This window comes from Annamia dubia NIES-4383 (assembly GCF_055394725.1).
On the sequence record NZ_AP025630.1, the window covers coordinates 440866 to 460415 of the forward strand.

The 19550-nt window shown below is 34.5% G+C and carries 19 protein-coding genes; 7 read left to right on the top strand and 12 right to left on the bottom strand.

Annotated features, from left to right (window positions below; all coding sequences use genetic code 11):
* Nucleotides 1-4: 4 nt before the first annotated feature.
* A complete protein-coding gene (locus Anndu_RS02195) occupies nt 5-1678 on the bottom strand; it encodes a DUF3352 domain-containing protein (protein ID WP_464102796.1) in 1674 nt (557 codons plus the stop codon).
* 172 nt (nt 1679-1850) lie between these two features.
* On the opposite strand from Anndu_RS02195, the gene Anndu_RS02200 reads away from it, so the two are divergent.
* On the top strand, nt 1851-2285 hold the full coding sequence (locus Anndu_RS02200) for an ATP-dependent zinc protease family protein (RefSeq protein WP_464102797.1): 435 nt from the start codon (nt 1851-1853) through the stop codon (nt 2283-2285).
* A 7-nt stretch (nt 2286-2292) separates the two neighbouring features.
* Here the strand turns inward: Anndu_RS02200 and Anndu_RS02205 are convergent, their stop codons facing one another.
* Nucleotides 2293-2823: a TolB family protein gene (locus Anndu_RS02205; protein WP_464102798.1), complete on the bottom strand. Its 531-nt coding sequence runs from the start codon at nt 2821-2823 to the stop codon at nt 2293-2295.
* Nucleotides 2807-3079, bottom strand: coding sequence for a photosynthetic electron transport-dependent transcriptional regulator PedR (pedR, locus tag Anndu_RS02210; RefSeq protein WP_464102799.1), 273 nt, complete (start codon nt 3077-3079; stop codon nt 2807-2809). Before pedR ends, Anndu_RS02205 begins: the two co-directional genes overlap by 17 nt.
* Nucleotides 3080-3188: 109 nt before the next feature.
* Here pedR and menA point away from each other — a divergent pair, with 109 nt between their 5' ends.
* The 3 genes from menA to Anndu_RS02225 all read left to right on the top strand — a co-directional run bounded on the left by menA (nt 3189) and on the right by Anndu_RS02225 (nt 6092).
* Nucleotides 3189-4082, top strand: a complete 894-nt coding sequence (gene menA / locus Anndu_RS02215) for a 2-carboxy-1,4-naphthoquinone phytyltransferase (protein ID WP_464102800.1) — start codon at nt 3189-3191, stop codon at nt 4080-4082.
* 186 nt (nt 4083-4268) lie between these two features.
* On the top strand, nt 4269-5324 hold the full coding sequence (locus Anndu_RS02220; protein ID WP_464102801.1) for a CHAD domain-containing protein: 1056 nt from the start codon (nt 4269-4271) through the stop codon (nt 5322-5324).
* A gap of 156 nt (nt 5325-5480) precedes the next feature.
* The gene (locus tag Anndu_RS02225) at nt 5481-6092 is read left to right on the top strand and encodes a Crp/Fnr family transcriptional regulator (RefSeq protein WP_464102802.1); all 612 of its coding nucleotides are present in this window, start codon (nt 5481-5483) and stop codon (nt 6090-6092) included.
* 92 nt (nt 6093-6184) lie between these two features.
* On the opposite strand, the gene scpB is transcribed toward Anndu_RS02225, so the two are convergent.
* Nucleotides 6185-6679, bottom strand: coding sequence for an SMC-Scp complex subunit ScpB (gene scpB / locus Anndu_RS02230; RefSeq protein ID WP_464102803.1), 495 nt, complete (start codon nt 6677-6679; stop codon nt 6185-6187).
* Nucleotides 6680-6843: 164 nt separating this feature from the next.
* Here scpB and Anndu_RS02235 point away from each other — a divergent pair, with 164 nt between their 5' ends.
* Nucleotides 6844-7218, top strand: coding sequence for a c-type cytochrome (locus Anndu_RS02235; protein ID WP_464102804.1), 375 nt, complete (start codon nt 6844-6846; stop codon nt 7216-7218).
* 1 nt (nt 7219) lies between these two features.
* Here the strand turns inward: Anndu_RS02235 and Anndu_RS02240 are convergent, their stop codons facing one another.
* The 6 genes from Anndu_RS02240 to Anndu_RS02265 all read right to left on the bottom strand — a co-directional run bounded on the left by Anndu_RS02240 (nt 7220) and on the right by Anndu_RS02265 (nt 14076).
* On the bottom strand, nt 7220-8833 hold the full coding sequence (locus Anndu_RS02240; RefSeq protein ID WP_464102805.1) for a serine hydrolase: 1614 nt from the start codon (nt 8831-8833) through the stop codon (nt 7220-7222).
* A 151-nt stretch (nt 8834-8984) separates the two neighbouring features.
* Complete coding sequence (locus Anndu_RS02245; RefSeq protein WP_464102806.1) at nt 8985-10589, bottom strand: 2-isopropylmalate synthase; 1605 nt, start codon at nt 10587-10589, stop codon at nt 8985-8987.
* 228 nt (nt 10590-10817) lie between these two features.
* A complete protein-coding gene (petH, locus tag Anndu_RS02250) occupies nt 10818-12002 on the bottom strand; it encodes a ferredoxin--NADP reductase (protein WP_464102807.1) in 1185 nt (394 codons plus the stop codon).
* A 218-nt stretch (nt 12003-12220) separates the two neighbouring features.
* Nucleotides 12221-13204, bottom strand: a complete 984-nt coding sequence (gene cbiB / locus Anndu_RS02255) for an adenosylcobinamide-phosphate synthase CbiB (protein ID WP_464102808.1) — start codon at nt 13202-13204, stop codon at nt 12221-12223.
* Entirely contained in the window at nt 13205-13489 is a 285-nt protein-coding gene (locus Anndu_RS02260) for a hypothetical protein (RefSeq protein WP_464102809.1), read from the bottom strand. It lies immediately after the preceding gene.
* A 143-nt stretch (nt 13490-13632) separates the two neighbouring features.
* Entirely contained in the window at nt 13633-14076 is a 444-nt protein-coding gene (locus tag Anndu_RS02265; protein ID WP_464102810.1) for an Rrf2 family transcriptional regulator, read from the bottom strand.
* A 516-nt stretch (nt 14077-14592) separates the two neighbouring features.
* Between Anndu_RS02265 and Anndu_RS02270 the strand changes: the two genes are divergently transcribed.
* On the top strand, nt 14593-14976 hold the full coding sequence (locus tag Anndu_RS02270) for an AbrB family transcriptional regulator (RefSeq protein ID WP_464102811.1): 384 nt from the start codon (nt 14593-14595) through the stop codon (nt 14974-14976).
* Between the two features lie 246 nt (nt 14977-15222).
* On the opposite strand, the gene Anndu_RS02275 is transcribed toward Anndu_RS02270, so the two are convergent.
* Nucleotides 15223-16593 (bottom strand): hypothetical protein, encoded by a 1371-nt coding sequence (locus Anndu_RS02275; protein WP_464102812.1) that lies wholly within the window; start codon nt 16591-16593, stop codon nt 15223-15225.
* A 283-nt stretch (nt 16594-16876) separates the two neighbouring features.
* Between Anndu_RS02275 and rseP the strand changes: the two genes are divergently transcribed.
* A complete protein-coding gene (rseP, locus tag Anndu_RS02280; protein WP_464102813.1) occupies nt 16877-17959 on the top strand; it encodes an RIP metalloprotease RseP in 1083 nt (360 codons plus the stop codon).
* A 227-nt stretch (nt 17960-18186) separates the two neighbouring features.
* Here rseP and hemL read toward each other — a convergent pair whose 3' ends face one another.
* Nucleotides 18187-19422 carry a glutamate-1-semialdehyde 2,1-aminomutase gene (gene hemL, locus Anndu_RS02285; RefSeq protein ID WP_464104022.1) on the bottom strand — a complete coding sequence of 412 codons (1236 nt, stop codon included), beginning with the start codon at nt 19420-19422 and terminating at the stop codon, nt 18187-18189.
* Nucleotides 19423-19550: the final 128 nt, after the last annotated feature.

The window sequence follows — 19550 nt, forward strand, 5'->3', positions numbered from 1 at the left end:
TGAATTATTTTTTAATTTTTTCTAAGGATAAAATTAAATCCGATTGTAAAATTAAATCCTCTGGTAAACTAGAAGTTAAGGCTATTCCTTTAATAGAATAAATGAAAGCTTGGGCTTCATTTGGTAACTTTTGACCGGAAAATTGTTCCCCTTTTTGTATAATATTTTGAGCTTGTTTCATATCAAAATATAAATAACCTAAATTATTAGTTGGTAATGATTTTGTGATACTTTGAAAGTTTTTACTGCTTCTTAAAGTTTTAGCTTTCGTTAAGTTTAAAAAATCCTGAAAAGGTGTACCAAATGTCATTAAAAATGTATCTTTTTTGTTCCAACCATAACCTAACATATATTCTTGAGTTGGTGTTTTCCATTCTGTTATTTTTAGCTCATTAATTGTCTTTTCTGTGGGAAAAATAAACGGTTTTAATTGTGTTTTAAAATAATTTGTTAAAGTGTTAATTGTATTTTCAGCAGTGGGGCGATCGCTGGTTTGAACAGCAAAAGCACCACCAACTCCAAACATACCAAAAGCCCCTTGATTACTATTAATTAAACCTAACGCAATTTCCCCATTTAACCAACTTAATAAGTCTCGATCTAAGTCTAAATTAAGTTCTTTTTTAATTTCTTTTCTAGCTTGATCAAGACTACTTTTAAATTCCGGTAGATCCTCCAATTCTTTAATTAAATCAGTCCAAATTTGATTGATACCTTGCCCCGTAAATAATAAAAATGTTTCTTGGGGAAACTGATCTAAAATTTGATTATTTGAAGGTTTTAAATAATCAAATTTATAATCAGGATTAAGTTGGGTAATAGCTTGAAAATGTAAGCCATCATCTTCTATTCCCATCCCAATAATTGCCGAATCAATTTGTTTTAAATCTTTGAATATTTCTTGGGGAATTTCCTCTAATTGTTGATCATTATTAATAGTTTCTATTTGCTCTAAACCCTGTTCAATTAACACAGAATAATTAGGTAAATAAATTTGAGCAAGGGGATTTTTTAAGCCAAGATCACGTTGAAAAAGGGGCATTTTTTCCAGAGAATTAGCGAAAGATGATTGATTATTAAAAGAATCAATGGCAGAATTGATAATTTTTTCTTCACTTCCAATAATTAAATAATCATTAACAAAAGCTAAATTAAGTTGATTATTAGCGGCGGTTTTTCCTTTAGTGATAGGATATTTTTTATATTCTTTTTCTTCTAAATTTTTTAATTCTTTTTTAACTTTTAGGCCGAATTGTAAGGCTTTAGCTTTATTAGTAATACCTACCACAATTAAAACATTATTTTCCGTTTGCCCTTGACTTTTTGGTAAAACGGCAAACATCATGTTTCCCAACCAAGGTTTAACATCTTGATCATAATTAAAATCAGGAATTATGTTTAAATTAGGATTTAATTGTTGCCATGTTTTAGTAACAATTTGTTGGGCTTCTGTTGTGCCAAATTTTGACATTTTTGACCAAGCTTTTGGCTCTGTTACAATATATGTAGCCATTAAAGCAGACTCTGGAACGACTTTGGCCGCATCAATGGGAGTTAGGGCTTTTCCTAAAATTAATTTTGTATAAAGATAAGCCCCTGTCATGATGACAATTAAACCGCCTAAAGTTGCTCCCAATGCTAGTTGATATTTTTTGGTAGAATTGATGGTTTCAGTCATAATTTTTACCTTATTTAATTAATAATTCTTCATTATAGTTGATCCAAAAAAAATTATTCAAAGATTAACTATTTTTCCTTATTTTCAACATTACTTTTTGAATTATTAAAAAGTTTAACAAAATTTGAGTAAAATAGATCAAATTGAAATATTAATTTTTGATAAATCAATCATGTTAAAAAAAAGAGAAAATGTGATCGGATGGAGAGAATGGTTAATTTTGCCTGAATTAAATATTGATCAAATTAAAGCAAAAATTGATACAGGTGCAAAAACTTCTTGTCTTCATGCCTTTGATATTCATATTTTTGAAAACCACGGAAAATCAAAAGTTAGTTTTAAAGTTAACCCTTATCAAAGGGAAACTAAACATATAATTATAGCTGAAGCCGATTTAATTGGAAAAAGATTTATTCGTAGCTCTACGGGGCAGATTCAACTGCGCCCAGTGATTCAAACTTTAGTAGAATTAGGGCAGGAAAAATGGTTAATTGATCTAACTTTAACTAATCGTGATTTAATGGGTTTTCGGATGTTATTAGGAAGACAGGCTTTAAAAAAACGCTTTTTAGTTCATCCTAATAAGTCTTTTCTTCTTAGTAATTAGTAATTAGTTATTGGTCATTGATCATTGAATTTACCCCTCGATCATAAATTATAATATCCCATTGACCATTACGATTTAATTCGTAAGCAATAAAGCGGCCATTCCCGCTAATGGTAGGATTTCTGACTTCCCCAACTTGATTTTTAGTTAGATTTTTCTTTTCTAAACTAATACGATCATAAAAAAATATATCGGTTTTTCCTTCTTCTTCTGAAACATAGACAATATAACGGCCATCGGCGCTAAGATCCGGTTGAGATTGAAAACTATTCGGTTGATTAACACCCGATAACGGAATTAATACCCCTTGAGTCACATCATATAAAAAAATGCCCTGTTGCCGATCGCGATCGGAGTCAAAAATTAAAAAATTACCCTCGGCCGAAAAACGGGGATGGGAGTCACTGCCCTGACTATTTAAAGTCGCACCAAGAGAAGTAGTTGGGGGAGTCAAAAAACCTTCATCACTACAACTACTTAAACAAAATGTCAGGAAAATAAGCCAAAGACAGGTTAAATTTTTAGGATAGTTGATCATTTTGGGGCAAAATGCAACAATTTACCTCATCTATACACACTTTACCCCATTGCAACGCCCAGCGCACCAAAGAAACACGATTATCTGTGCGTGTTTTGGTCAGGATGTTGCTAATATGATTATCTACAGTTCGTTTACTAATTTCTAATTTTTGTGAAATTTCCAGATTAGTTAAGCCAGTGGCGACTAGCTCAATAATTTGAATTTCCCGATCTGAAAGGGAAACAGTATTTTGATCAAAGGATTGAGTGGACATGGAATCAATAATTTCTAGTTAATTGTACCTACTTTTGTTTTTATTTTAAAGATAATTGATCGAAAAAGACAGTTAATTTTAACTAACTTTAATTATTTCTGACAAATTTATGATTAACAATCTTCAAACTCCCTCAAAACGTCAATTATGGATGGCGGCGATCAAGCCCCCAATGTACACTGTAGCAGTTATTCCGGTGATTTTGGGAACGGCGATCGCCTATCGTCAAACTAATCAATTTGATTTTAGCATTTTTAGTATTTTTTTAATCTCGGCAATTTTTGTGATCGCTTGGATGAATATTAGTAACGATGTTTTTGACGCTGAAACGGGTATTGATATTAATAAACATCATTCGATCGTTAATTTAACTGGTAACAAAAATTTAATGTTTTGGTTAAGTAATTTATTTTTAATATTAGGAATATCTGGCCTGATTTTAATTAGTTGGTTAATTAAAAGTTTAATCATTATTTATTTAATTATACCCGCTTGTTTTTTAGCTTATACCTATCAAGCTCCCCCCTTTCGATTAGGTTATTATGGCTTAGGTGAAATTATCTGTTTTTTAACCTTTCCTCCCGTAGTAATTGCCTCAATTTATGCCCAAGGTGGTAGTTTTTCCCTAACAGCTTTAAGCTCATCTTTATTAATCGGAATTAACACCGCTTTAATCTTATTATGTTCCCATTTTCATCAAGTCGAAGATGATTTAAAAGCAGGAAAAAAATCCCCTATTGTCAGATTAGGCACTAAAAAAGGTTATCAATTATTAACAGTTTTAACCTTAATTATTTTCATAATACCAATTGCCTTAATTCTACTTAAAATATTTCCCATTTCCACCGCTTTAATTGGTTTGAGTTTTCCCTTTGCCTATCAATTAATTAATCATGTAGGAAAATATCATAATCAACCAGAAAAAGTAAGTAATTGTAAATTTATTGCGGTTAAATTTCATTTTATCAGTGGTATTTTATTAGCATTAGGATTTATAATTTAATAAAGTTAAAAGAAATCAGGGAATAGTGAGAATAGAGATATTACTTTCCAAAGTTGTGTTACAAATAACCAATAACAAAAACTTTTGATAAACAATATTTAATCTTTTCTTAGTTCTCAAAATTTAACTAATCTTCTAAAATATTAGAATATAAAACAAACAAATAATCTCAATTAAGAGGATAATATGAGTAATAAATTTAAACCTAAAAATCAAGAAAATGCGCATTATTTTGGAGAATATGCTTACCTTGCCATTGATAAACATTTCAGTAAAATTATACAATATGAAATAGAAGTTTTAAAAGATAAAGATCCAGAAAATCTCCATCAAATGCGCGTATCTATGAGACGCTTAAGAAGTGTTATTACAGGCTTTTCTCCTGCTTTGATTTTACCAAAAAGTGCCGCAGAAGATCAAATAGGTAAAATCGGAAAAATTTTAGGAAAATTAAGAGATCTAGACGTATTAAAAGAAACCTTAGAAACTATCTATTTACCTAAACTGCCAAAATCAGAATCAAAATATTTAAAACAGGCCTTATTTTTCCTTAAACATCAGCGAAAGTTTGCCTTTAAAAAAGTTAAACATTTATTGAAAAGTAATAGTTATCAAAAATTTAAAAAAGTCTATTCTAATTGGTTAGAAAATCCTAATTTTCAGGCCATTGCTTATCTTTCTATTTATCCAATTTTACCCGATTTATTATTTCCCCAACTAAGTAAATTTTTGTTACATCCGGGCTGGTTATTAGGGCTAAAAATAGAAGAAGGCCAGATCAAATTTCAGGAAAAAATCGAGATTAAAACAGTAGAAAAAATCCTAAGTCATGAGGGAACAATTTTACATGATCTCAGAAAAGAAGCGAAAAGATCCCGTTATAATATGGAACTTTTTACTAACTTTTATGGGGAAGAATATCAAGATTATGTAGGAAATATTAAAGCCTTACAAACTATTTTAGGAGATATTCAAGATTGTTATGTTTTATCAGAATTTTTATCAGGAATTTTTGACTTTGATTTAATAGATAAAATGCCAAATTTAGTTAATATTTTTAAAGAAATTCGCTATCAAAAATGGCAAGAATGGGTAATTTTGCAAAAATATTTCTTTGAAATTCCGAGCGGCCTTTTATTAACAGAAAGACAAAAAATTAGAGATATTATTCAATATGTTAATATAGAAGATAATAAACGAAAAAACATTAATGATTTAATGAAAGACGATCATCAAAATTAAACTAACCTTTGAACAATTGACAATAACTTTTTCATTATCAAATCATAAACAAAACTTAATCTTAATATTAATAAATTTTTAATCTTTTCATTACTGATTATTTACGAAAGGAAGATAAGGTAAACAATAATCACATAATTAATCGGAGTTTTGATCATGGTTTTAGCTTATTCTTCCTTTTCTAATTCTACTTATTTATTAGAAAAAAACTATCGAGATGGTAAACATATTAGAGTTTATCAAAAGGGGGAAGAAATACCCTTATTAGATCAGGGAATGTGGCAAGTTTATCGGGGTTTTGTTGAGTTAGGAACTTTACATTCTAATGGTGATGAAGTATTATTAGGATGGGCAAAACCTGATAATTTTTTTGGCAATTGGTTAAATCGAATTTATCCTTATCGGGCGATCGCTTTATCGGATGTTTATTTAATTTGGTATTCATTAAAAGAAATTGAAACTAATCATAAATTAGGACAATTTATGTTAACTCAAGTTATGGAAAATTTAAGACAAACAGAAACTTTATTAACAATTGTTGCCATGAAAAAAGTAGAAGATCGCCTAGAAAAATTTTTAGATTTATTAGCACAAAAATTAGGAAAATCTAGGGATCAAGGTAGAGAAATTGAGATAAGATTAACTCATCAACAAATAGCCAATGGGATTAATTCCACTAGAGTTACTACTACTAAAATGTTAGGAGATTTACAACGCCAAGGTAAAATAAAATGGACAAATGATCGTCATTTAGTGATTAATTATTAAAATTAATAAATTGTTTGCTACGATGTTATTAATCTTTAAGTAAAATTAAGTAAGTCCATCAAAACTTTTGAGTTGATCACTAATTACAAAACCTACTTATTACTTAATTTCAACACATCATCTAATTCAAAATATTGATGAAAGCGATCAGTTACTTCTAACCAATAGGAGCGCCCTTCCTCCTGTCGTCTACGGCGCACAAAACCGAGTTCAATTAATTCCTGCACCTGTTGATAGGCACTACTACCCCTTAAATTAATTAGATCCGTTTGTAAAATGGGATTTTTAAGCGCGATCGCCGCTAAAGTTCGTAAAGAGCCGATCCCCAACTCCGCCGGGATCAGTCGGTGCATCAAATTTTGATAACTTTCCCTCAGTTGAAGACTGTAACCCGTAGGAGTTTCCACCACTTCTAAGGCACTGGAGCGATGAGCATAATCACTCATTAATTCCATTAAAGCCTCCTCAACATCGGCGCGATCGCATCCCGCATATTCCACCAGTTCCTCAACGGAAAGAGGTTGACCTTTTAAATATAAAATAGCTTCGATTAATTCTTTTAATGGTTTCAAAGTTTGGGAGTTCAATTTTTCTCACTAAAGCAACAATGGTCAATCTTTCATTGTCTGCGATCATTGGTCATAATTTTGACAAATCTTTAAAAATCGTAATAAAAATATACAATCAGGCCAAAATTGATTAAAATTAAAAAAGTTAAAAATTAAAGTTTTACCCATGAAAATCGTCAACCGTGGAAAATCAACTGATTCAAACTAAGATTTCCTTACAACAACTAATTTTAGGATTAGTCCTTATTTTGATGGTAATTGGTTTAACCCTATTGGGAATACATTTACATCGAATTTCGGATCCTTATATTCAAGAAGTAATCTCTTTACAAGGCAAAATTCACCAAGGCGAAGCCATTTTTCAAATTAATTGTGCCGGATGTCATGGAGTTAATGGTGACGGCTTAGTCGGCCCCAATCTTCATGGCGTTTCTAAACGAAAATCGAAACTAGGTTTAATCTATCAAGTTACCAGTGGTAAAACCCCACCTATGCCAAAATTCCAGCCTACTTCTCAAGAAATGGCGGATCTACTGGTTTTTTTACAACAACTTTAATTTAATTATCAGTGGTAGGAGTGGGAGTTGAGGCTGGAAGGGGTTGATCGGGATGTGTTTCTAAATAATTATAAATAGTGCGTGAAATTTCTTGAATTAAAGTTCTGCCTCTAATATCATTGTGGGGGCGTGTTACCAATACAGAAGCAAGATAACGCTTTCCGTTAGGCATATCAATAACTCCTGCATCCCCTAAAACCGTACCAATATCACCCGTTTTATGGGCAATACTAGCACCCTCCCCCAAACCTTGGGGTAATAAAGTTCTGGTTTTAGTTTGACGCATAATTTCTAAAACCCGATCCCTTGAACGTAAGGATAAAATATCACCTTGATTAACAAAACCTAAAATCACCGCCAGATCCTTTGGTGTAGTGGTATTTGTGCCTTCTAAATCAGGTAAAAGATTATTAATTTTCGTATTCGCCAAACCCCACTGTTGAAATCTTTGATTTAAAAGTTCTTTTCCACCTAAACGCTTAATTAACATATTAGTGGCAGTATTATCACTAATTACAATCATTTTAGTAGCAGTTTCCAAAGCCGAAAACATTGTTCCCACCTGTTGATATTGCATATCACCAGAGCCACCACCGATCACATCTTGATCCATGACTAATTGTTCATCAAGACGGATTTTTCCCCCATCCACATCTTCAAAAAAGGCCATTAAAATAAAAATTTTAATCGTACTAGCAGCCGAAAAAATATTTTGAGCTTGAACATCAATATAACCTTGGGTATCAAGATCAAGCATAAAAATTCCGGCATTGAGATCCGGATATTGACTCGTTACCCCTTGTAATTCTTGTTTTAAAAGGGTAATTTCTTGAGTTTGGGGGGGTAGTTGTAAATTCGCGCCATTAAGCTCTTGATTGATCTCTTTTCTTGAGGACATCTTCTGAGTTAACAGATTCTGATTAGAATCAAAAATTGATAAAATTGTCCCCACGATCGCACCGATCCCAATGCCTAAAATTAGGAGACGGATTAAAGAAAGAAACAAAGAAGGCTGTTTTTTGCGCAGTTTGGGTTGATTTTTGCCTTGGGAGGAAAGTTGAGGCGCAAGTTGGATCGAAGGTTTTGGTTTTAAACGCCTAACAATGGCATTTTGAGCCGAATTATGAGGCGTAGACTTGGAAGATAAACTCCCCATTCTTTTGGATTTTTGACGGCGAGATGACCGTCTGGAAATAATCTCAGAATTAAGAGGATTGGAAGGATTAAAATGGTCTGAAGTGATTGTTTTACGTTTAGTTTTAGAATTAGACTGCTTAGTCTCACGTCGAGAGGAAAAATTCAATAGACCTTTTTTTGGTTCTATGGCTTGAGCTTTCTGCTTTTGATTTTGATTAATACTAGAAGATGAAGGCTTAATAGTTTGCATAGATAAATTTTGGTTAAATTTTGAACTAGAAGAAGAAATTTCCTGTCGAGTTGAGCGACTTTGGCGACTTTGATTGTGATTAGTTTGATCTAAGGATTGACCTTTGGTTTGACGCTGTTGATTTTGGCGATCGCTCAAATTAACTTTAGAAGATCCGCCAAAACCAAAATTAAACCATCTTTTTGTTTGTTTTTTTAACCCTTGAGATTGTTCCTGATCAGATTTCAATAGTATAACTAGCCCTTTACTGTGTCTATAAATTGATATTTATGGTTATTGTAATGTATTATTTGCTTTTTTATCTTTATTTGTATCATGATTATGTCAAAAGTCGGAGATTTAACCAATCCCCGACTTTTGGTACTCAGATAGTCTATCCTTAAACCGTAGCAGTCGGGCGCTCCTGATTAACTTTTTGCTCATGCAAAGCCCCATAGAGACGGTTTAAAGCCCCAATATAGGCACGCGCCGAGGCTACAATAATATCCGTATCGGCCGCCCTTCCTGAATAAATTTTATCCTCATGGCGTAAACGAATCGTTACCTCCCCGATCGCATCTATGCCCTCAGTGACAGATTGTACTGAAAATTCAATTAATTGATTGGGAACATTCACCACACGGTTAATCGCCTTATAAATAGCGTCCACAGGGCCTGTACCCGTGGCCGCATCCGTTAACTCTTGACCCTCTGGAGTAATAACTTTTACAGTGGCAGTGGGACAAGCATGATCACCACAGGACACCTGTACTAATTCTAAACGGAATAACTCAGGAGGTTGTTGGATCTCATCATTGACGATCGCCTCTAGATCCCAGTCAGTAATAGTTTTCTTCTTATCAGCAACATCTTTAAAACTTAAAAAGGCTTTATTTAAGTCAGTTTCCGATAGTTCAAAACCTAATTCTTCTAAACGGGTACGGAAAGCATGACGGCCAGAATGTTTACCCAATACAATCTGATTATCCGTTAAACCGATGGAAGTAGCGTCCATAATCTCGTATGTGAGCTTATTTTTTAACACCCCATCTTGATGGATGCCCGACTCATGGGCAAAAGCATTCGCCCCTACGATCGCCTTATTAGGCTGGACAAACATCCCCGTTAAGTTAGAAACAAGGCGAGAAGTTTTATAGATCTGTTGAGTATCAATATTAGTTAAAGGTGCTTCAGAATTGGCCGGACGACCTAAAAAGGGATTAAAATATTGACGGCGCACATGGAGAGCCATGACTAACTCCTCTAAGGCCGCATTTCCGGCACGTTCGCCAATGCCGTTAATAGTACATTCTAACTGTCTTGCTCCATTTTTCACCGCTTCAAGGAAGTTAGCCACCGCCAAACCTAAGTCATTGTGACCATGTACGGAAATGATCGCTCGATCGATATTGCGTACATTTTCCTTAATCCCTTTAATTAAAGCACCAAACTCGGCCGGGGTAGTATAACCCACCGTATCAGGAATATTAACCGTTGTTGCACCCGCATCAATCACCGCCTCTAACATTTGATAGAGGAACTCCGGATCCGACCGTCCCGCATCTTCGGGGGAAAACTCCACATCAGGGGTAAAAGTTTTAGCATAAGCCACCATGTCCGGCGCGATCGCTAACACTTCCGCGCGAGATTTTTTCAATTTATATTCTAAATGAATATCAGAAGTAGCGATAAAAGTATGGATCCGCCCCTTAGCGGCCGGCTTGATCGCCTCTCCTACACTCTTAATATCAGCTTGAGTTGCTCTAGCCAAACCGCAGATCGTAGGCCCGTGTTCCGTGCCTACCGCTTGAGCAATTTTTTGTACCGCCTCAAAATCTCCCGGACTTGCATAAGGAAAACCAGCTTCGATCACATCTACTCCTAGTCTTGCTAAAGCCCGGGCAATGGTTAACTTTTCATCTACATTTAAAGTAGCACCCGGAGACTGTTCTCCGTCTCGTAGGGTGGTATCGAAAATAATAATGCGTTCTTGTGATTTATCCATAGCAAAGCCCTTTGATTCAGCGAGGGAATGATTATTCTATACTTGATCTAGGATAGCTTAATTTTTTCCTTTTTTAAACTAGATTAGAGAAAAGCCCCTCTCCTTAGTAAGGAGAGGGGTTTGGGGTGAGGTTAAATCAATTTAATCCTAACTTAAAAAACGCCCTGCTAAGGGGAGAGGGATTTAGGGTAAAGTTAGACTAATTTAACCAGTGGTTTACTGAGGTTATTAGTAAACTTCAACGTGCCATCTATGATTTTTCTTGAGATCTTTGCGTAGATCATCCCAGTTAACACCACGTTTTTCGGCTTCCTTGGTGAAAGTCTCAGAAATAGGAGGCTCCATGCCTTTTAAACCGCACATATAGAAGTGAGTTTTCGGTTTTTGTAACATTTCAAAAATCTCGTCAGCATATTCAACCACTCGACTTTGAACGTACATTTTACTACCGTCAGCATTTTCCTGTTCACGGCTGATGGCATAAGTTAAACGGAAATTATCAGGAAATTCTTGGGCAATTTTTTCTAATTCTTCTTTATAAAGAATATTAGCACTATAAGGAATACCAAAAATTAACCAAGCTAAACCTTTAAATTGATAATCTTCATGTTTTTCTTTAAACATCCGCCATAAAAAGGCTCGGAAAGGTGCAATACCTGTACCAGTTGCTAACATGATCACGGTAGCATCTTCATCTTCAGGTAATAACATTTCTTTACCCACAGGGCCGGTAATAGACACATCATCACCCACATTTAAGTTACATAAATGGGTAGAACATACACCATAAACGGTTTCACCACTTTCGGGGTGTTTATATTCTAACTGACGTACACATAAAGAAACGGTTTGATCGTCTAAGTGATCACCGTGACGGGTGGAGGCAATGGAATAAAGTCTAAGTTTATGGGGTTTTCCGTTTGCATCTGTACCAGGAGGAATAATACCAATACTTTGACCTTCTAAATATTCTAAGTCACCGCCAGAAATGTCAAAGGTTAGGTGTTTAACTGTACCCACACCACCTTCTCTAACTAATTCCGTATTTTCAATACATTTACCAATATAGGGTTTATTTGGCTTATAAATATTAACGGGAACTTTAGTGATTTTTTTAGCTTTAAAGGGGGCGGCAGTGCTGGAAGTAGCTACAGGGTTAGACTCAGTTGAGATTTGAGTTTGTGCCTGTGTCATGGCGGCGGCTGTTTCAGCATTTAAAGGTTTAATACTAATAATTTTGCCACCTAAACGCAGAATACGTTGCATTTCTTGGTTCATTCTGGCGTAGGGTACGGTGAAAAATTTACTACCACTACGGCGGGTTAGATCATTACAATCTAAACCGATTACTTCATAAACAAAAATGCGACTGTTAAACTCTGTACCGTAGGATCCAGCGTTTGGATTGTACATTGTGAGATAGTCTCCTATAGTTTGCTTAAAAGATAAAATTTTTTGATTATTATATAGACTATCATTGCTTTACACTTTGATCTAATAAAATCTTAGATTTTAATATTAGACGTTAATCATGATTTTAACTTGTTGAAAAAAAGTAAAAGGAAAAAACAGGTGTTGAAATTTGCATATTCTACTGATTAGTTATTTAATTATAATCAAATTTTGATGGTTCATAACTTATGAAAAATAAAAATAATTGAAGCGATCGCTAACCAGATTAAACAACAATAACGGGTTAATTGTAAGGCTTGATCAATTTTTTCAGGTGTAATAGGTTCAATGTTATCACCTAATAAGGGTTTTTCTTTGATGACACCTTGATAAGTATTAATTCCTCCTAATTGTACCTTTAAAATGGCCGCATAAACCGATTCACTCCAACCAGAATTAGGACTAGGATCTTTAATACCATCTCTTTGACAAATTTGTAAAATTTGTTTGGTATTTGGCGAAATTAATGCTAAAGTTAATACGGTTAAACGACAAGGAAAATAGGTTAAAATGTCCTCCAATTTTGCGCTAAACCAACCTAAATCTTTAAATGGTTCTGTTTGATAACCAATCATTGAATCTAAGGTGCTTCCTGCTTTGTAGGAAATGGCGAAAGAAACGGCAAAAATTGGATCAAAAAATAAACCAATTAGGGCATAAAATAAAGGTGCTGTTACTCCATCGGTAGCATTTTCCGCCACTGTTTCTAAGATCGCCCTCATCATTTCATTTTCGTTTAAATTTTGGGTATCTCTACCCACATATTGACTGAGATTTTCCCTTGCTTTTATGATATTTTGTTCTAGTAAAGGGGTTAAAACATCAAGGGATGCCAGTCTTAAACTACGTCCTGCTAAACAACTAGCCAGTAAAATTATCTCTAGGATTATAGCTAACCAATGCGCAATTTGATCAACCAATTGTAAAAACAAACCCGTTAAAATTCCACCGCCAAAAATTAAACTAATGCCTAATAAAATTCCCCCTAGACGGCGTTGCCTAGAGTTAGAACAATATTTTAAGATTAATTGTGTGCAAAAATTAATGATCATCCCCATCACTTGTACAGGATGAAGCCAATTTTTGGGATCAGCTAGAAGATAATCTAAGGCACAAGCAAGATATATAATAATAAGGGGGAGGTAACTATCTAAAAATTTCATTTATTTTTTAATCTGATCAATCAGACATTCCCTATTTTGTCTATTCAATAATTGTAAACAAAAATAGCTCTTAAGATCCTCATCTGAGATCAAAAGATTAACATTTATTCCCCCCCGATCAAAGACAGGGTAATTAAAACGATCGATCTGATAATTTGACTTAAAAGTATCTTTAGCCTTGAGACTATTAAACATAAGGGTAATTAAATTTTCTCGATCTTCAAGTATAATAAAATCCCGTTCACAATGGCGATCATCAAGCAAAGCTTTTTCTATAAATATCATAATTACCTGAAAGGCCACAGCTATAATAAAAAATTACCATAAAAGCGATCAGCCTTTAATCACAAGCAGATTGGGCAAATTGACCTTCAATTGCTTGTTGATAATTATAGCGGTTGAGTATAAAATGATCCACAAAATTTAAGTTAAATGATAAAACTGGTTTTTTCACCTTGCGCCGCTTTCCAACTTCGAGCATCATAATAAAGATCCGCTAAAGTTATACTATAAAGTGCCTCTTTTAATTTGTGATCAATTCTTCTCCATAAACAAATTGTTACCCAATCTTCAGCCTGCGCCATATTAACTTCATAATGAGGTAAAGGATCTATATTTTCTCCCACAGCTTCTAATATTTGTCCTAATGAAATATGACTAGGATCGAGGGCTAATTGATAGCCACCTTGTACCCCTCTAACTGATCTTACAATACCCGCTTGACGCATTTTAATCAATAATTTTTCCAGATAAGGTGCGGGAATATCTTGTCGATCTGCAATAGATTTTACAGACACAGGACGGTGTTTAGACTGTAGACTAAGATCAAGCAATGCTTTAACACTATAATGTCCCCTAGTTGTTAACTTCATTTCTCCTTTTTTATGTCCCAACTTTAGCTTTTGTCCCTTGATTGATTTAATTTTAGTTTACCGTCAAAAAGTCAAAAAAAAAACTTTTGTAAATAATCTCAAAAAAATATTTTAAAAATGTCCAATCATCGTTTATTATAAGAATAGGAAAATCAATAAAATAACTTGACTTTAATGAAGATTAGATCAATAATATTGATGTTATACTTGACAGGTGGATCCTCTGAGTAGTTATTTCAATGATCTATGTCAGCGATCGAGCTTAATTTAATCAAGATTTTCTCAAAATCTAGCTGATAAATTTAGCTGATAATAAATTTAGCTGATAGTTGAAGCCTAAAACTAATCAACATTAAACCTACAACAATTATTAGTAAGACAATCATTAATAAATGATATTGTCCTATATTAATAAATTGTTATAGTATTACTAAAATCTTTAAAGTCAATTGTGACCTGATTAATTCCTATTTTTGTAACATTAACAAGTAAATTACAACATAACAAACAACTAATATGAATAAAAAAGCTCAACCCGCCCCTTTAACGGGTCAAGATTTATTAGATAAAGTCAATCAACTTGGCAACGCTAGTAAAGAAGAAAAAGCTCGTCAATGTGGTTACTATACCACCACAAAAAACGGAATTGAACGAGTTAATATGATGAAATTCCTCAATGCTTTAATTGATGCGGAAGGTATTGAATTAGATAGCACTGCTAATGGCACAGGCCGTGGTGGACGTTCTGCTAGTTATAAAATTAGTGTTCAGTCTAATGGTAATCTGTTAATTGGTTCTGCTTATACTGGCAAAATGAATTTAAAACCCGGTGATGAATTTGAAATTACCCTCGGCCGTAAACATATTCATCTTAAACAAGTAGAAGAATCTGAAGAATAAAATCTAAAAAATAAGCTTTTTAGCTGATCAAAGGTTAAACCCTGATTCTTACTAAAAAGCCTGAAAAAGTAAACAATAGTAAAATTATAACATCTTTGGTCATTTTGAGTGCAGAGTGACCAATAATCATTAATCTTTAAAACAGTGAAACGGGCATCTTGCCTATTTTACCAAGCCTAAACCCAAAAAGTTAGGGCGATCTAAACAGAGTCTGCACAGGCAGACTTTGTTTTTTTTTCATAAGGCTTAGGCCTTAGTGAAACTTAAAGAGGCTTTACGGCGATCGAATAGTTGGATTAACCCTTGGGTAACCACCCGCAAAGTCTCATGGTTACAACCTGCTAAAAATTCTTCTCCTGAAATTTTTTTGTCAAAAAAAGCTTTAACTCGCTCATTTTGTTGACGCATTTGGGCAAAACCCATCACTTTAACCATATAAGTAGTTAAAGGAGAATTTTTTAAATCATAATTGGAATTTTTAGTGCGGCCAAACTCTAATAAATTTAAAACTTCTTTTTCGATTTCGTCTTCGGTTTGATAACCTTGATCAAGATGGGGTATAAAATCTTCTAATTTATCGGAAGTAAAACCTTGGGTTGGTAATTCTCCCATCATACTAGAAATAGGAATATCACGCCCCAAACGCAAAGATAAGGCTTCTAAAAAGCCAATACTCAACAGTTTACAACCTAAATATAAACGTCCTATTTTTAAATTGCGATCGGCTAATTCTAACAATCTCTGATATTCTTGATCATCTGGAACATTGCGATAATGTTGGAAAATAACTTCTGGTTTTAAAAAATTCATAAAACCTTCCATTTTTTGTAAGGCAATGCGATATTCCGAAAAAGTATAGGAGGCCGGATTGTGAAGATTATGATTTGTTTCTGGTAATAAACTCCATGTCCCATCTAAAAATTTAGCGGCACTAGGGTTGGCAAAACTACCCACATCACGATTAGCCATTTTAACAGCACGTTGAATTGTGGTAACAATTTCTTGATCACTTAAGCCAAGGTTAAATTTTTCGTTGGCCATTTTCACCCTTTTATAAAGCAGATGACTGGCACTTTCTCCATCTTTATTTTTTGCCCTAAAAGGAATTGTAGCTTCAATACAAGCTGTAATAGGTAAAATTAAATTTAAAGGCAGAAAAGACTCAAAAACTTTGGCCGCTACCACCGCACTTAAAAATTCATTTTGACCCGCAAAAGGCGAAAGGGCTTGACCTTGACTAAAACCAAATACGGTTAAAACTAGATCAAAAATAGGGTCTTGAGGTAACTCAGATTGTTCTCTAATTAATAATTGTCCTCGGTATTCCTTCACAAAAGGAATGATATAATAACTCAGATTAAAATTAACACTTTGGTCAACTTGAACATAGACCACATCATGAAATAAAGCGGCTAAAACCTCGATGGGGTGGTCTTCTCCCCCCACTTCAAAAATATGCTCAGGAGTATGGAAATATCGCCAAGGGCCAGTCATAGTCTGGACAATTAACTCAGCGATCTTATTCATTTGAGCTTCTTCTATCTTAACCTGTAGTTTGTTGGTAGCCCAGATTAATTTATCTAAACATTGTTGACGATCCTGATCGAATAAACTCACAAAATCTTTCCCCTTTGACGAATATTGTTATTAATATTTATTTTAATTATTAGTTGACAGTTGATTAATTAGTTTAAAACCCTGCTGCCCATTGTCAATTGTTGAATCTTAATTTTTCATTGTACCTATTTTTGTCAAACAGGATGGTGTTTTGGTAATAAAATTTTACTTGTTAGAGATGGGATCATCCCTAAACCTGAAAACAAAGACAGAAAAATATTACAATAGAGATCAATCAACAATAAATTAAAAATTTAAGATTAGTTACGGATTAATAACAATTATGTCAATTTTAGCGGCGATCGCTGTTTTAGGAATTTTAATCGTGGTACATGAATTGGGGCATTTTGCGGCGGCAAGACTACAAGGTATTCATGTTAACCGTTTTTCCATTGGTTTTGGCCCGGTTTTACTTAAATATCAAGGCGAACAAACCGAATATGCCTTAAGAGCCTTTCCTTTAGGGGGTTTTGTCGGTTTTCCAGACGATGATCCCGATTGTGAAATACCGGCCGATGATCCTAATTTACTACGCAACCGTCCTATTTTAGATCGAGCCATTGTCATCAGTGCGGGGGTAATTGCTAATTTAATTTTTGCTTATTTTGTGTTGGTAGGCCAAGCCAATTTAATTGGCATTTATCCACCCACTCAAGCGGGGGTATTAATACCTCAAGTGGTGGAAAATTTCCCCGCCGATCAAGCCGGAATTAAGGCTGGGGATGTTATTTTAAAAGTTAATCAACAGGAATTAGGTATTTCCCCCGAGGTAAGAGATATATTTCAACAAATTATTCAAAATTCAGCCGATCAAAAGATTAATTTAACGGTAAAAAGAGGAGATCAAACTCTTAATTTACAAGTTATTCCCGCCGCAGATGGTGAAGGAAAAGGAAAAATCGGAGTTTCCCTTGACTTCAATCGAGAATTAATCCGTCAACGCTTAACTATTACTGAGGCTGTCAATTTTGCCAGTGATGAATTTCAAAGATTAACCAGTTTAACTGTACAAGGTTTTTGGCAATTAATCACCAATTTTCAAGAAATGTCTCAACAGGTTTCTGGCCCTGTTAAAATTGTTCAATATGGAGCAACAATTGCCCAACATGATGCGGGAAGTTTATTTGAATTTGCGGCTTTAATTAGTATTAATTTAGCAATTATTAATATTTTACCTTTACCCGCTTTAGATGGTGGACAATTAGTTTTCATTATGATTGAAGGTCTATTGGGTAAACCTTTACCTTTAAAATTACAGGAAGGAATTATGCAAACTGGTTTAGTTTTATTGTTAGGTTTAGGTATGTTTTTGATTGTGAAAGATACTTTAAATTTACCTATTTTTCAAAGTTTAATTTCTCGTTAAGTTCATTATTTTTTATAATAGTTAACCCTGGCCAAAAAGGTCAGGGTATTTTCATTTTTAGGGGTAATTTTAGTTATATTTACTAATAGTATTTTGAGAAATTTGTCCCTATCAACTAATAAATATTATCCTTTTTGCAACAGTAATAAAAAAGAAGATACAATCAATTATTTAATAGTTTTAATCAATTGTTATCCCTTTTTCCTATATTGTGCAAGAAGTCTATTTTATAAATTAGCTAAAACTTCTTTCGCCACCCCTAAAGTTTGATCAATATCTTCCTCGGTATGTGCTAAAGAAGTAAAACCAGCCTCAAACTGAGAAGGCGCAAGGTAAATACCCCTTTCTAACATTCCCCGATGAAAACGACTGAATTTATTGAGATCGGCTTTTTTCGCATCCTCATAATTATGGACGGGATCCCCTGAGAAAAACATCCCAAACATGGCACTAATATTACCACCAGTCACCGCATGACCAGTTTCTTTAGCAATACTCAGTAAACCCTCAGATAATTTCTTAGTAATTTTCTCTAATTGCTCATAAGTGCCGGGGCGTTGTAATAATTCTAAGGTCTTGATCCCGGCCATCATGGCCAAAGGATTACCTGATAATGTTCCGGCTTGATACATAGGCCCGGCCGGTGCTACCATTGACATAATATCCTTACGTCCACCATAAGCACCTACGGGAAGCCCACCGCCGATCACCTTCCCTAAAGTAGTCAGATCGGGGGTAACACCGAATTTTTCTTGAGCGCCACCGTAAGCAATCCGGAAACCGGTCATTACTTCATCAAATACTAATAAAGAGCCATTTTCCTCGGTTAAAACTCTTAAACCTTCTAAAAATCCTGCGTCTGGAGGGATAAAACCGGAGTTACCCACCACAGGCTCTAAAATGACCCCTGCAATCTGATCTTTATTTTCCTCAAATAAAGCCTTAACTGCCTCTAAATCGTTATAGGGAGCGGTTAAAGTGCTACTGGCGGTGCTTTTTGGTACTCCCGGAGAGTCAGGTAAACCTAAAGTTGCGACTCCCGATCCCGCTTTTACTAGGAACATATCAGCGTGACCATGATAACAGCCTTCAAACTTAATAATTTTTTCCCGTCCGGTGAAGGCGCGGATCAAGCGTAAAACGGACATACAAGCCTCCGTTCCAGAGTTGACAAAACGCACCATTTCAATACTTGGCACGGCATCAATCACCATTTCTGCTAAAGTATTTTCATGGATACAGGGAGCGCCGAAACTTGTACCCTTATCTAAAGTTTGATGTAAAGCCGAAATTACGTCAGGATGGGCATGACCACAGATCGCCGGCCCCCATGTGCCAACGTAGTCAATATATTTATTTCCATCCACATCCCACGCATAAGCCCCTTGAACTCGATCGAAAACGATGGGCTGGCCGCCAACGGATTTAAAAGCGCGTACAGGGGAACTAACGCCTCCGGGCATTAATTTTTGGGCATTAGCGAAAATTTCTTCTGATTTAATGGTATTGAAAGAAGTCAATCTTTTTCTCCTTGAGTTTAATTTAATAAATTTTTAACTTTTTTAAGAATAAGCTATTTTGTCATTTTTTA